The organism is Streptomyces sp. NPDC004629 (assembly GCF_042873595.1).
Taxonomy (GTDB): domain Bacteria; phylum Actinomycetota; class Actinomycetes; order Streptomycetales; family Streptomycetaceae; genus Streptomyces.
In genome coordinates, this window is record NZ_JBIALO010000004.1 from 128,773 (window position 1) to 141,803 (window position 13,031).

Sequence of the window (13,031 nt, forward strand, 5' to 3'; positions counted from 1 at the left end):
TACGCGTCACTCCTGGGCGTCCCGGGCCACCCAGCCGCGCTCGTAGGCGTGCCAGCCCAGTTGCAGCCGGGTCGTCACCCCGGTCAGCTCCATCAGCCGTTTCACCCGACGCTGCACGGTCCGCAGGCCCAGGTCCAGCTGTTTGGCGACGCTCGCGTCGGTCAGCCCGGCGAGCAGCAGCGACAGCACCTCCAGATCGGTGTCGTCGGGGCCGTCCGGCTGCTGTTCGCACACCCCCTGCGCGCCCAGCCTGAGCGGCAGCGCCTGGTGCCACACCGACTCGAACAGTCCGCACAGCACCTCCAGCAGGCCGCTGGCGTGCACGACGAGCGCGGCCGGTTCCGCGCTGTTGGAGGTGAGCGGCACCATGGCCAGCGAGCGGTCGGCCACCACCAGCTTGGTCGGCACCTCGTCCACCACCCGCACCTGCTCGTCCCGGCCCAGCGCCGCGGTCAGCTCGGTGATCCCGTTGGGCAGATCCAGCACCGCACGCTCCACCACCACCCGGTAGCGGACGCCGCGCCCGACGGCCTGCTCCTCGGCGTCGTTCTCCGCGCCGGAGACGACCATCGGATGGCCGGTGACCAGCGCCCAGACCTCGTCGCTCGCGGACAGTTGCATCTGCAGAAAACGCTGGGCCACCGCGGCGGCCCCGGTCACCACCTCGACCAGGTCGTGCACGGCGGGCTCGGCCGCCGCCGCCCGGTACTCCTCGGCGAGCAGGGCCGCCGCCAGCTCGGCCTTCTCCAGTTCGTGCCGCTGCTGGGTGAGCAGCGCGCCCAGCGCGACGCCCGGCGGCGCCGCCACCCAGCGGCCGGGACGGGCCGACGACTGGGCCGCGAGGCCGTGCCGCTCCAGCCGGCGCAGGGCGCGCTCCGTGTCGTGCTCGGCCAGCATCAGGCGGCGCGCCAGATCGGGCACCTCGGCGGCGCCCACGGACACCAGTGCCCGGTATGCCGTTTCGTGCGTCTCGTCCAGCCCTATCGCTGCCAGCATCAGCCCTCGTCCCTCCCCGGCGACACGACCACCCCTCGCGGCGGATGCGGCGGAAACCGGCCGCGGCGCAAACCCGCCTCGGCGCATCGTCGCCACACCATCGGTCACTCTGCCATGGTGGCCACACCGCGAAGTCGATCATCTGCTGTTCGGCCGCGCAGACGGTGGTCCGCGACCGGGCCGCCGGGATGTCGCCGGGCGGTTCGCCGGTGGGGGGTGGAGCCGCCCGGCGACGGGCGCAGGCGGTGCCCGGCGCACCGTTCGAGGCGGTGCGTGCGTCGCTTTTTCCCGATGTCGCGTTGTCCCGGGGCCCGCGCGGTGGACAATCAGGGGCATGAGCCAGCAGGGGGGCGGGCCCGCCCGAGACGCGGACGACTGGTGGGGCCAGCTGTACGACGACTCCACCCAGGACACGGGCCCCGCACCCGCGACCGATTCCCTGGACGACCGCTTCGCCTCGGCCTCGCACACGCTCAGCCCCGGCGCATCGCCCGGCGGGTCCGGGTCCGAGGTCGCGTCGGTCGCGCCGGAGTCCACGCCGGGCGCCGGCGGCCGGGCGGACGCGCGGCGCGCGGACGCGGCCGGCGCGGAAACGGACGACCGTCCTGGGGGCGAGGACGCGGTACCTGGAGAGGCCGCGGTACCTGGAGAGGCCGCGGTGCCGGGCGAGGACGCGGTTGCGGCGGGGCGTGCCTCCGTCCCGCCGGACGGCGGCCCGGTCCGCCCCCGGCCCGGAGCCCCCTGGGAGTCACCCGGTCCGGTGAGGCCCGGAGCGCCCGCGGACCCGCCGCCTCTGCCGGCCTTCCCGGCGGCGACGCAGCAGCGCCCGGGCCCGGCGGAGCGCGGGACCGAGGGCGATCCCGCCGCGCTGCGGGCGGCATCCGCGAGCCCGCCGGAGCCAGTGGCCCCGACGTACTGGGCACTGGGCGAAAGCGCCCCGGAGGCAGGGATCTTCGGCGCGACGGAACCCGCTGCCGGCGGCCCGCAGGAGCAGACGGATCCGGACGACGGGCACGCCTCACCGGAGTTCGAGGGCACCGAGCAGGACGCGGCGGCGGGCCCCGGCGTCGGGCAGGGGGCGGGTGCGGCGAGCGCAGGGGCGTGGGGCGTCGAGTACGTCGGGTCAGGGCCGCCCACCTATGACGCCGAGCCGACCGCTCTGCCGCTCGCCGACCCCGACGGTCTCGACGAGTTGGTCGCCGACACCGTGCTCGACGGTGCCCGGTACGGGGTGTGCACCCTGCGGGCCGCGTCCGTGCGGGGCGACTCCGCGCGCTACCGGGGCGAACCGCGCCGCGATGCGCTGCTCACCGCGCGGTTCGGCACCGGCGAACAGGCGCTGATCCTCGTCGCGATGGCGACCGGCGCCCGGGCCACCCCGGGCGCCCACCGCGCCGCGGCCGAGGCCTGCCAGTGGATCGGCCAGGCCGTGGGCCGCAGTCATCAGCGGCTGGTCGAGGACATCCACGCGGCCCGCCGCGGCGAGCTGAAGTCCGGCCTGCACCGGCTCACCGACCGCAGCCTGGGCAAGCTCCGCGCCAGCGCCACCGAGCAGGGCATCGACCCGGAGGAGTACGCGGCCAGTCTGCGCTGTCTGCTGCTGCCGGCCCGCCCCGACTGCCGTACGCGCATCTTCTTCGGCATCGGCGAAGGCGGCCTGTTCCGGCTCAGGGACGGAGCCTGGCAGGACATCGAGCCGCAGGTCAGCGCCGCCGACACCACCGGTGACGCCGTGCTCGGCTTCGGGTCGCCGCCCGCCGAGACCCCGGACGGCGACCGGCTCACGATGGACCTGGGGATCCCGACGCCGCCCAGCCCGTACGAGCCCGCCCCCGAGCCGCCCCGTGCACCCTTCCGCTTCCGGGCCTCCGTCGCCCGCCCGGGTGACGCGCTGCTGATGTGCAGCGGCGGCCTGGCGGAACCGCTGCGCGGCGAGCCCGCCCTCTGCGCCTACCTGGCCCGGCGCTGGTCCGGCGGCACCCCGCCCGGCCTGGCCGCGTTCCTCGCCGACACCCAGGTGCGGGTCAAGGGGTACGCCGACGACCGTACGGTCGCCGCCGTGTGGGAGGCGTAACCGCGGCCCCTGTGACTCCATGGAACTCCGAGCGGACCGTCGGATCCCCCGAGACCGGAGGGGTACTCGAAAGCCATGGCCAAACAGAATGTCGCAGAACAGTTCGTGGACATCCTCGCCCGCGCCGGAGTGCGCCGCCTCTACGGTGTCGTCGGCGACAGTCTCAACCCCGTGGTCGACGCCGTGCGCCGCAACGCGGCCATCGACTGGATCCACGTACGGCACGAGGAGAGCGCCGCCTTCGCCGCCGGCGCGGAGGCGCAGATCACCGGGAAGCTGGCCGCCTGCGCCGGCTCCTGCGGCCCCGGCAACCTGCACCTGATCAACGGCCTGTACGACGCCCATCGCTCCATGGCGCCGGTGCTCGCCCTCGCCTCGCACATCCCGTCCAGCGAGATCGGCCTGGGCTACTTCCAGGAAACACACCCCGACCAGTTGTTCCGCGAGTGCAGCCACTACAGCGAACTGATCTCCACCCCGAAGCAGATGCCCCGGCTGCTGCAGACCGCGATCCAGCACGCGGTGGGGCAGCGGGGCGTCAGCGTGGTGTCCCTGCCGGGTGACATCGCCGCCGAGCCCGCGCCGGAGAGGGCCGCCGAGCTGGCCCTCGTGACCTCCCGGCCCTCCGTGCGGCCGGGCGACGCCGAGGTCGACGCGCTCGTCCGGATGATCGACGAGGCCGACAAGGTGACCCTGTTCTGCGGCAGCGGCACCGCGGACGCGCACGCCGAGGTCATGGAGTTCGCCGGGAAGATCAAGTCCCCGGTCGGCCACGCGCTGCGCGGCAAGGAGTGGATCCAGTACGACAATCCGTACGACGTCGGCATGAGCGGCCTGCTCGGCTACGGCGCCGCCTATGAGGCCACCCACGAGTGCGATCTGCTGATCCTGCTCGGCACCGACTTCCCGTACAACGCCTTCCTGCCCGACGACGTGCGGATCGTGCAGATCGATGTGCGCCCGGAGGTGCTGGGCCGTCGCTCCCGGCTCGACCTGGCCGTGTGGGGCGATGTGCGCGAGACCCTGCGCTGTCTGGTGCCGCGGGTGCGGACCAAGGAGAACCGGCGCTTCCTGGACCGGATGCTGAAGAAGCACGCGGACGCGCTGGAGGGTGTGGTCAAGGCGTACACCAGGAAGGTCGACAAGCACATCCCGATCCACCCGGAGTACGTGGCCGCGGTGCTCGACGAAGTCGCCGACGAGGACGCCGTGTTCACGGTCGACACCGGTATGTGCAACGTGTGGGCTGCCCGTTATATCTCGCCCAACGGCCGGCGCCGCGTCATCGGTTCCTTCTCGCACGGCTCGATGGCGAACGCGCTGCCCATGGCGATCGGGGCGCAGTTCACCGACCGCCGGCGACAGGTCGTGTCGATGTCCGGCGACGGCGGATTCGCCATGCTGATGGGCGACTTCCTGACCCTCGTGCAGTACGACCTGCCGGTGAAGGTCGTCCTGTTCAACAACTCCGCGCTGAGCATGGTCGAGTTGGAGATGCTGGTGGCGGGCCTGCCCTCGTACGGCACCACCAACACCAACCCCGACTTCGCCGCGGTGGCCCGCGCCTGCGGTGCCTTCGGACTGCGGGTGGAGAAACCGAAGCAGCTGGCCGGCGCGCTGCGGGACGCCTTCGCGCACCGTGGCCCGGCCCTGGTCGACATCGTCACCGACCCCAACGCGCTGTCCATTCCGCCGAAGATCAGCGGCGACATGGTCACCGGCTTCGCCCTGTCCGCCTCGAAGATGGTGCTGGACGGCGGTGTCGGCCGCATGGTCCAGATGGCCCGCTCGAACCTGCGGAACATCCCCCGGCCCTGACCGGACACGCGGCAGGGCGATCGATTCCGGCCAGATTCACGTGCACTGACGGTGCGTCAGTGACTTGCGGAAAGCGTCCCGGCTCGACGCGCCGGGGCGTTCGTGGCGTCCTATCGTCCTCTCGGTGGCCGGATCACGGTCCCCGTGGCGTGCGGGCCGCCGTGACGGCGCCGTACCGCCATGGCCGAACCGCTGGTCGTCGACGGTCGGACAGGACTGGCCCAGGGCTCACGGGGCATGGATCCCCGTGACGTGTTCGACCAGGAGGGGCAACGGCGACGGCGTGCGGGCGGGGGACATGAGAAAGCAGGCACGAGGGGGCGGCCCCGTGGTCATCAGGGGCTCCTCGGCGAAGTCGACCGGAGAAGGCACCGACGACGGCACGGACCGGGCGCACGCCCCGCAACTGCGGCGCAGGCTCGGCCGGGCGAACCTGCGGGCCGTGCCCGAGGCGCGCAGGGAACTGCGGGAACTCCTGCGGCACTGGGGGAAACCGGGCCGCTCAGAGATAGCGGAACTCCTCACCAGCGAACTGGTCACCAACGCACTCGTGCACACCGACCGGGACGCCGTCCTGACGGCCGTCGTCGGTCCGCGCGGACTCCGGGTGGAGGTGCGGGACTTCGTGGCCCGCAGGCCGGTGCTGCGGGCGCCGTCCGCCGACGAGGGCACGCACGGCCGGGGTCTGCTCCTGGTGCAGTCCCTCGCGGACGCGTGGGGCGTGCGGCCGCACGGCGTGGGCAAGTCCGTGTGGTTCGAACTGGGCACGGAAGCCGCCTGAACGACGCGGGACGGAGAACGGGGCGGGGGCGTGACTCGTGTGGTCACGCCCCCGCCCCGTGGTGCCCGGTTCCGGCCGAACCGGCCCTGACCGGGCCGAGTCCTAGCCGAACTGCTGTTCCAGATCCTTGAGCTTGCGCTCCAGGGAGTCGAGGCGCGGCAGCGCCATGGTGTCGTCCTCCGCGGTCAGGTCGACGGTGATCGGGTCAGTCCCTTTGCGGACGGGCTGAAGGGAGGGCCGAGAGCGTACGGGCAGTTCCGGCGCCGCTATGGCAGGCTCCGCGGAAACCTGTGAGGAGCCACGCTCCACCGCCTGCACCTCGGCCTGCCGGCCGCCACGCCCGATGAAGCCACGGGTCCCGCGGCTGAGGGCCTTGAGCTGGGCCCGCTCCATGCGCTGCTGGTCGCGCCTGCGCAGCCGGGCCTCTTCCTTCTGCCGCTTGTCGTCGCGGACCTCGTCGACGGCCTCGTCCAGGCTGCGCACGTTCTCCAGCAGCATCAGGGACCAAGCCTTGTAGGTCTCGCGGGGCGCGCGCAGCCAGCGGACGATGCGGATCTGCGGCAGCGGGCGCGGCACCAGGCCCTGCTCGCGCAGGGCGGCCCTGCGGGTCTGCTTCAGCGCCCGGTCGAACAGCACGGCCGCAGAGAGGGACATGCCCGCGAAGAAGTGCGGGGCGCCGTCGTGGCTCAGACCCCTGGGCGCGTGCACCCAGTTGAACCAGGCAGCGGCGCCCGCGAACGTCCACACGAGGATCCGGGAGCCGAGGGCCGCGTCCCCGTGGCTGGCCTCGCGCACCGCGAGGACGGAACAGAACATGGCCGCGCCGTCCAGTCCGAACGGCACCAGGTACTGCCAGCCGTTGGACAGGCCCAGGTTCTGCTCACCGAAGCCGACCAGACCCTTGAAGGAAAGCGCGGCCGCGACCGCCGCACAGCAGAAGAGGAGTACATAGGAAGCCGTGCCGTAGATGGCTTCCTTGCGCCTGCGCCGCTCCTCGTTCCGCTCCCACGAGTCCTCGGTCTTCGCGTGCTCCCCGGACCGCTTGCTGCGCGCGAGCACCGCCACCGCCGCCAGGATGCCCAGGAGCAGTACGGCGCCCGGAAGCAGCCAGTTCAGCGATATGTCGGTCAGTCTCATCTGGGGTCCCTTGCATTGGGATAGGGCGTAACGCCCGTCATAGTGGCCCAATTCCACCGGCCCTCAGGGGGTTTCGGGGCAAGAGGCCGCCAAGGAGGTGCAAGGGGATGCCCATGGCAGCGTTCTGCTCGAACTGCCGCTTGAGGGGCGGGAGTTGAGTTCGAGTAAGACTACCCGTACGGATGGTTCTACGGAAAGTTCCCGCGACAAGTGAGGAAGTTGTGAATCGGTTGCCCCCGCACGGGTGTCCTGGTTGTGGATGATCTTAGTGGATGTCAGGGGGTGCCTCGTCCCGCTCCGTCGCGACAGGGATGAGCCTTGCCTTGCCTTGTCCGTTCGGAATTTGAACTGTCGCGTCATGCGCCTATGGTGCTTGACGGACAGGTAACAACCCGTCGTAATGACCCCAAGTGCCGACAACCCGGAGGAGGACCCGTGAGGCACGGTGTGCACGACTCCACCGGGACCGGGATCCCGGACCTGCGGGCCGGGGCGGCGGCCCGGGTGCCGGCCCAGGCCCAGGCCCTGCCCGCGGACCGGGGTCGGGAGCGGGGCGCGGTGCCGCCGGGCGTCCGCGGGGAGCACACGCACGGTGAGCGGCCGATTCCGCAGCCGCGTCCCGTGCAGCGGGCGTCGGTGCGCGGGCAGATCCTGGACGCGCTGCGCACCGCGCTGGTCACGGGCGAGCTGGCGCCCGGCGAGGTGTACTCGGCGCCGGCGCTCGGGGAGCGGTTCGGGGTGTCGGCGACGCCCGTGCGGGAGGCCATGCAGCGGCTCGCGCTCGAAGGCGCGGTCGAGGTCGTGCCGAACCGCGGGTTCCGGGTGGTCGAGCGGGGCGCGCGGGAGCTGGCCGAACTGGCGGAGGTCCGGGCGCTGATCGAGGTGCCGGTGGTGCTGCGGCTGGCCCGCACGGTGCCGGCCGAACGCTGGGCGGAGCTGTGGCCGCTGGCCGAGGACACCGTCCGCGCCGCGTCCTCCGGCTGCCGGGCGACGTACGCCGAGTCGGACCGGGTCTTCCACCGGGCGGTGCTGTCCCTGTCCGGCAACGAGCAGCTGATGCAGATCGCGGAGGACCTGCACCGACGGTCCCAGTGGCCGCTGGTGGGCGGCCCGGCCCGACGCCAGCGCGCCGACCTGCTGGCGGACGCGGCCCAGCACACGGCCCTCCTGGAGGCCCTGATCGCCCACGACCTGCCCACGGCCCAAACCCTCACCACAGCCCACTTCGCCCCCACCACCTGACCCGGGCACTCCCACCCCCCGACCGCGCCATACTGCACGGCCCTACGCCCGACAGCGGCTGCCCGACGAACGGCCCGGGGTGGCGCTGGTGCGCGCGGGCCGGCGGGTCCGGTGGCTGTCACTGCCCGTCTGGGGTGACGGCCGGCGGCGGGTGGCCCGGGGTGATCGGCGGCCGGGTGTTGCCCGGCGGTGGTCACATCCGGCATGGGCCGGGAGCGCTGCGATGCCGACCGGCCGTGGTCGGCCGTGCCGCGGCCTTTCCGACCGCGCCGTGCAGCACGGCCCTACGCCCTACAGCGGCTGCCCGACGAGGGGCGCGGGGTGGCGCCGGTTCGGGCGGGTTGCCGTAGGGGCGTGGCGGCGTGCAGGCGTGGGTGGGGTGGAGGGTCTGCCCCTGTGGGGTTGTTGCGTTCGGGTGTCGGGTGGGCGGGTGGGGTGGTTCTCGGGCCACCGGGTGCGGCGCGCCGAGCCGCCGTATCCGCTCTCGCCGGGTGTCACCGCGCTGGTCAGGCTGTGGCTGTGTCCGGGGTGGGAGGGGTGAGGTGTTGGGCCAGCCAGGTGGGTACGCCGCCGAGGAGGCGGAACAGGCGGCGGGCCTCCTCGCGCAGGCGGGACGCCTCCGGCTCGGACTCGGTCTCGGCGAGCGAGGCCAGCGCCGGCGCCGTACCGACCAGATAGCCCAACTCCTCGCGGATGCGCAGGGATTCGGCGAAGCCGTGGCGCGCCTCGGCCACCTCGCCGTCCCGCAGGGCGAGCCCCGCGAGGTGCCGCCAGGTGAAGGACAGGAGCAGCGGGTCGGCGTGCGCGGCGGCGCTCGCGTGGGCGCGCCGGTACGCGGCTCGGGCCGCCTGCGGTGAGCGGGCCAGGTTCTCGGCCAGCAGACCCCGGCGGAAGTCCAGCAGCGCCCGGCCGGGCGCCCCGGGCGGGATCAGCGCCGCCGCACGCCCCAGCGCGGCCCGCGCCTCGTCCGCCCGGTCCCGCACCCCGTGCAGCGTGGCCGCGTAGGCGAGCTGGCCGCGCTCGCAGGCCGCCGCACCGCGCTCCTCGTCGCTCTGGGCCACCGCCTCGGCCGTACGCAGCGCGTCCTCGGCCTCGGCCCAGCCCCGCTCGGTGTACAGACAGCGCTCGACCAGCAGTCCGGCCCGCTGGAGCGCGGCCGGCGCGGTGTCCGGCCGGAGCAGAGCCGCCGCGTCGGCCCAGCAGGCCCGCGAGCGCAATCGCCATACCGCGGTCTGGAGCGGATCGTCACCGGCGGTCGTTCCGTTACCAGACATGGCGGAATGCGCCACGTTGCCCTCCCCGAGCGCGCCGTCGAGCTGTTGAGTGGTGGCGGCATTCCAGCACCCTTTCCGGGGCCGGGCCAAGAGGCTGGGTGAAGGATTTCACAAAGTCATGGGACAGGGCGTCACCCGGAGTCCACCCGGCGCACGCCCGCGTGACCTCAGCTCATGCGCAGCGCCAGGAAGAAATCGAGCTTGTCCTCCAGCCGTGAAAGGTCCCGTCCCGTCAACTGCTCGATCCGGCCGACCCGGTAACGCAGCGTGTTGACGTGCAGGTGGAGCCGGGCGGCGCAGCGGGTCCAGGAGCCGTCGCAGTCCAGGAACGCCTCAAGCGTCGGGATCAGCTCGGCCCGGTGCCGGCGGTCGTAGTCGCGCAGCGGGTCCAGGAGCCGGGCGGTGAAGGCCCGCCGTACGTCGTCCGGCACGAACGGCAGCAGCAGCACGTGCGAGGCCAGCTCCTGGTGGCCCGCCGCACACACCCGCCCGGAGCGTGCCGCGGCCACCCGGCGGGCGTGCCGAGCCTCCTCCAGCGCCCCGCGCAGCCCCTCCGCCGAGTGCACCGCCGCACTGACGCCCAGGGTGACCCGGCCGTCGTCGTTCAGACCGGCCGTCAGCGGGTCGCGTACGGACGCGAGGAGCGCGTCGGCGACCACCCCGGTCTCCGAGCCGTCGTGCTCGGCGGAGACGGCCGGGAGCGGGACCAGCGCGACGGCCTCGGCGCCGGTGTGCGCGACGGCGATGCGGTCGGCCGGCTCGGGCCCGGTGGCGAGCGGGTCGACCAGGATCTCCTCCAGCAGCGACTGGGCGACCGGACCGCCCGCGATGCCGCCCGCCCGGTGCCTGCCGGCGCCCTCGGCCGGCGCACCCGCGGGACCGCCGGCGTCTTCCCGCTCCACCTCCCACTCGACCCGGGCCACCACCACCTGCCAGTGCGGGGCCGCGCCGAGCCCGGGCAGCAGCACCGGCGCGGCCACCCGCAGCCGCGCGGCGATCTCCGTGGGTGCCACACCGGCCTGCACCAGCTCCAGCACCTCCTGCGCGAGCCGGCGCCGCACGGTGCGCGCCGCGTCCCGCCGATCCCGTTCCACCGCGATCAGCTGGGTGACGCCCTGGAGCAGGTCGAGCCGTTCCTCGGGCCAGTCCCCGGCGTCGGCCTCGACGGCGAGCAGCCAGTCCGACAGCACCGTCTCGCGCACGTCCCGGGCGGCCTGCGGGGAGCGGCCGCCGGAGCGGATCGGGAAGAGGGAGTACGTCGCGTTTCCGAAGACCACCCGGTGCGGCCCGCGGCGGCCGGTGCGGACGGCCGCCAGGTGCTCGGCGGCCAGCCGGGCGCTCGCCCCGGCCGGCAGGTCCGCTCCGGCGGTCTTGGAGCCCGCGATGAGCCGGCCGGTGGGGGAGAGCACCCAGGCCCGCAGGTCCAGGTCGGTGCCGAGCAGGTCGAGGACCACGTCAGGGCCGCCGCCCGCCGGGCCCGCGGTCATCATCCGCCGGTGCCGGTCCACGACGGCCGCGAGGTCACCGGCGCGCTCACCGGACACCTGACGTACGACGTGCTCGGTGATCGTCGCGAACGCCACCGACTCGTGCACCGCGAACAGCGGCAGCCGGTGCCGCGCGCAGGCCAGCACCAGGTCGTCCGGGACGGCACCCAGCTCGGCCTCGCCGGCGGCCAGGGCGGTGACCCCGGCCTGCACCAGGATCCGTACGAACCGTTCGGAGTCGGTGGCGTCCCGGCGCCAGGCCAGCCCCGTCAGCACCAGCTCACCGCCCGAGAGGTAGCGGCTCGGGTCCCGCAGGTCGGTGGTCATCACGCCCCGCACGGTCCGGTCCAGCTCGTCCTCGCCGCCGAGCAGCCGCAGGCCCAGCGCATCGGTGTCCAGCAGTGCGCGCAGCCGCATGTCGTCGCCGCCGTTCTGTGTCTCGAAACCAACGATGAACCTTGTGGGGAGTAGGGGGAGGAACGCGGCGACCGGTGCGCGAACCGCTCTCCACGGCGGCCCGGCTGTGTCCCGTGTTTCCTTGGGGAAACGGAGTGGTTACCGATGACCTCCGTTTCATACGAATCTACAAGATGTGCGCCCTGGCCAGCCAACTCCTTCATGGTTTCGGTGACTGACCCGCTCGGAGCACGGCGCTGTGTACTGACACCGGTCCGCGTGAACAGCACATGAACGAGCCGGGCCCGCGCACATGGACGGGCTCGATCTGTACGCCGCACATGACGAAGAAGAGAGCCGTTCATGGACTTCCTTCGCCCCGCCGACTGGGACGAGGCGCTCGCCGCGAAGGCGGAGCACCCCACCGCCGTGCCGATCGCGGGCGGCACCGACGTGATGGTCGAGATCAACTTCGACCACCGGCGGCCCGAGTACCTCCTCGACCTCAACCGGATCGCCGACCTCTACGAGTGGGAGGTCGGCGCGGACACCGTGCGGCTGGGCGCCTCCGTCCCGTACGCGGGGATCATGGAGCATCTGCGCGCCGAACTGCCCGGCCTCGCGCTCGCCTCGCACACGGTCGCCTCCCCGCAGATCCGCAACCGCGGCGGCGTCGGCGGCAACCTGGGCACCGCCTCCCCGGCCGGCGACGCCCACCCCGCGCTGCTCGCCGCGGGCGCCGAGGTGGAGGCCGAGTCCGTGCGCGGCACCCGGCTGATCCCGATCGACGCCTTCTACACCGGTGTGAAGCGCAACGCCCTCGCCCCGGACGAGCTGATCCGCGCGGTGCACATCAAGAAGGCCGACGGGCCGCAGCAGTACTCCAAGGTCGGCACCCGCAACGCCATGGTGATCGCGGTGTGCGCCTTCGGGCTCGCGCTGCACCCCGAGACCCGGACCGTCCGCACCGGCATCGGCTCGGCCGCCCCGACGCCCGTCCGGGCGAAGGCCGCCGAGGAGTTCCTGAACGCGGCGCTGGAGGAGGACGGCTTCTGGGACAACGGCAAGATCATCACCCCTTCCGTCGCCCGGCGGTTCGCCGACCTGTGCGCCGCCGCCTGCAATCCGATCGACGACGTCCGGGGCACCGCGAGCTACCGCCGGCACGCGGTCGGCGTCATGGCCCGCCGGACGCTCACCTGGACCTGGGAGTCGTACCGCGGCAGCCGCCGCACCACCGAGGGAGCTGCCTGATGCGCGTCAACTTCACCGTCAACGGACGGCCCCAGCAGGCGGACGACGTCTGGGAGGGCGAGTCCCTGCTGTACGTGCTCAGGGAGCGCCTCGGCCTGCCCGGCTCAAAGAACGCCTGCGAGCAGGGCGAGTGCGGCTCGTGCACGGTCCGCCTGGACGGCGTGCCGGTATGCGCGTGCCTGGTCGCCGCCGGGCAGGTCGAGGGCCGTGAGGTGGTCACCGTCGAGGGCCTGGCGGAGTACGCCCGGCAGCGGTCGTGTGCGGCGCCCGACCGCGGCACACCGCTCGATGAGGCCGGGCGCCGGCAGTCCGCGGGCACCGGCGCACGGACCGGCGAGGGCGACGGACTCTCCCCGGTCCAGCGGGCGTTCATCGACGCGGGCGCCGTCCAGTGCGGCTTCTGCACCCCCGGTCTGCTGGTCGCCGCCGACGAGATGCTGGAGCGCAACCCCCGTCCGACCGACGCGGACATCCGGGAGGCGCTGTCGGGCAACCTGTGCCGCTGCACCGGCTACGAGAAGATCATGGACGCGGTCCGGCTCGCCGCAGCCCGGCAGTCCGAGGGGGTCTGA

The 13,031-nt window shown here is 73.5% G+C and carries 10 protein-coding genes; 6 read left to right on the forward strand and 4 right to left on the reverse strand.

All coding sequences use genetic code 11. The annotated features are described in order from the left end of the window. Positions 1-6: 6 nt before the first annotated feature. Entirely contained in the window at positions 7-996 is a 990-nt protein-coding gene (locus ACFYTE_RS07650) for a helix-turn-helix domain-containing protein (protein ID WP_388706226.1), read from the reverse strand. A gap of 334 nt (positions 997-1,330) precedes the next feature. Between ACFYTE_RS07650 and ACFYTE_RS07655 the strand changes: the two genes are divergently transcribed. The 3 genes from ACFYTE_RS07655 (at position 1,331) to ACFYTE_RS07665 (ending at position 5,669) form a co-directional block, all read left to right on the forward strand. Beyond that, positions 1,331-3,070, forward strand: coding sequence for a protein phosphatase 2C domain-containing protein (locus tag ACFYTE_RS07655; RefSeq protein ID WP_388706229.1), 1,740 nt, complete (start codon positions 1,331-1,333; stop codon positions 3,068-3,070). Positions 3,071-3,145: 75 nt separating this feature from the next. Further along, positions 3,146-4,888 (forward strand): pyruvate dehydrogenase, encoded by a 1,743-nt coding sequence (locus ACFYTE_RS07660; RefSeq protein ID WP_388706232.1) that lies wholly within the window; start codon positions 3,146-3,148, stop codon positions 4,886-4,888. Positions 4,889-5,186: 298 nt separating this feature from the next. Further along, on the forward strand, positions 5,187-5,669 hold the full coding sequence (locus tag ACFYTE_RS07665) for an ATP-binding protein (RefSeq protein ID WP_388706234.1): 483 nt from the start codon (positions 5,187-5,189) through the stop codon (positions 5,667-5,669). A gap of 102 nt (positions 5,670-5,771) precedes the next feature. Here the strand turns inward: ACFYTE_RS07665 and ACFYTE_RS07670 are convergent, their stop codons facing one another. After that, a complete protein-coding gene (locus ACFYTE_RS07670) occupies positions 5,772-6,806 on the reverse strand; it encodes a DUF2637 domain-containing protein (protein WP_388706237.1) in 1,035 nt (344 codons plus the stop codon). Positions 6,807-7,241: 435 nt separating this feature from the next. Between ACFYTE_RS07670 and ACFYTE_RS07675 the strand changes: the two genes are divergently transcribed. Continuing rightward, complete coding sequence (locus tag ACFYTE_RS07675) at positions 7,242-8,048, forward strand: GntR family transcriptional regulator (protein ID WP_388706239.1); 807 nt, start codon at positions 7,242-7,244, stop codon at positions 8,046-8,048. A 506-nt stretch (positions 8,049-8,554) separates the two neighbouring features. Here ACFYTE_RS07675 and ACFYTE_RS07680 read toward each other — a convergent pair. Both ACFYTE_RS07680 and ACFYTE_RS07685 read right to left on the reverse strand, forming a co-directional pair. Then, positions 8,555-9,322: a hypothetical protein gene (locus tag ACFYTE_RS07680; RefSeq protein ID WP_388706242.1), complete on the reverse strand. Its 768-nt coding sequence runs from the start codon at positions 9,320-9,322 to the stop codon at positions 8,555-8,557. A 167-nt stretch (positions 9,323-9,489) separates the two neighbouring features. Continuing rightward, entirely contained in the window at positions 9,490-11,226 is a 1,737-nt protein-coding gene (locus tag ACFYTE_RS07685; RefSeq protein WP_388706244.1) for a PucR family transcriptional regulator, read from the reverse strand. Between the two features lie 342 nt (positions 11,227-11,568). Here ACFYTE_RS07685 and ACFYTE_RS07690 point away from each other — a divergent pair, with 342 nt between their 5' ends. Both ACFYTE_RS07690 and ACFYTE_RS07695 read left to right on the forward strand, forming a co-directional pair. Then, positions 11,569-12,459 (forward strand): FAD binding domain-containing protein, encoded by an 891-nt coding sequence (locus tag ACFYTE_RS07690; protein ID WP_388706247.1) that lies wholly within the window; start codon positions 11,569-11,571, stop codon positions 12,457-12,459. Beyond that, positions 12,459-13,031: a (2Fe-2S)-binding protein gene (locus tag ACFYTE_RS07695; RefSeq protein WP_388706250.1), complete on the forward strand. Its 573-nt coding sequence runs from the start codon at positions 12,459-12,461 to the stop codon at positions 13,029-13,031. Before ACFYTE_RS07690 ends, ACFYTE_RS07695 begins: the two co-directional genes overlap by 1 nt.

Coding starts and splice junctions, on each gene's coding strand:
- ACFYTE_RS07680 (WP_388706242.1), bottom strand. CDS start 9,322: ATGTCTGGTAACGGAACGACCGCCGGTGACGATCCGCTCCAGACCGCG.
- ACFYTE_RS07695 (WP_388706250.1), top strand. CDS start 12,459: ATGCGCGTCAACTTCACCGTCAACGGACGGCCCCAGCAGGCGGACGAC.
- ACFYTE_RS07690 (WP_388706247.1), top strand. CDS start 11,569: ATGGACTTCCTTCGCCCCGCCGACTGGGACGAGGCGCTCGCCGCGAAG.
- ACFYTE_RS07660 (WP_388706232.1), top strand. CDS start 3,146: ATGGCCAAACAGAATGTCGCAGAACAGTTCGTGGACATCCTCGCCCGC.
- ACFYTE_RS07685 (WP_388706244.1), bottom strand. CDS start 11,226: ATGCGGCTGCGCGCACTGCTGGACACCGATGCGCTGGGCCTGCGGCTG.
- ACFYTE_RS07655 (WP_388706229.1), top strand. CDS start 1,331: ATGAGCCAGCAGGGGGGCGGGCCCGCCCGAGACGCGGACGACTGGTGG.
- ACFYTE_RS07665 (WP_388706234.1), top strand. CDS start 5,187: ATGAGAAAGCAGGCACGAGGGGGCGGCCCCGTGGTCATCAGGGGCTCC.
- ACFYTE_RS07650 (WP_388706226.1), bottom strand. CDS start 996: ATGCTGGCAGCGATAGGGCTGGACGAGACGCACGAAACGGCATACCGG.
- ACFYTE_RS07670 (WP_388706237.1), bottom strand. CDS start 6,806: ATGAGACTGACCGACATATCGCTGAACTGGCTGCTTCCGGGCGCCGTA.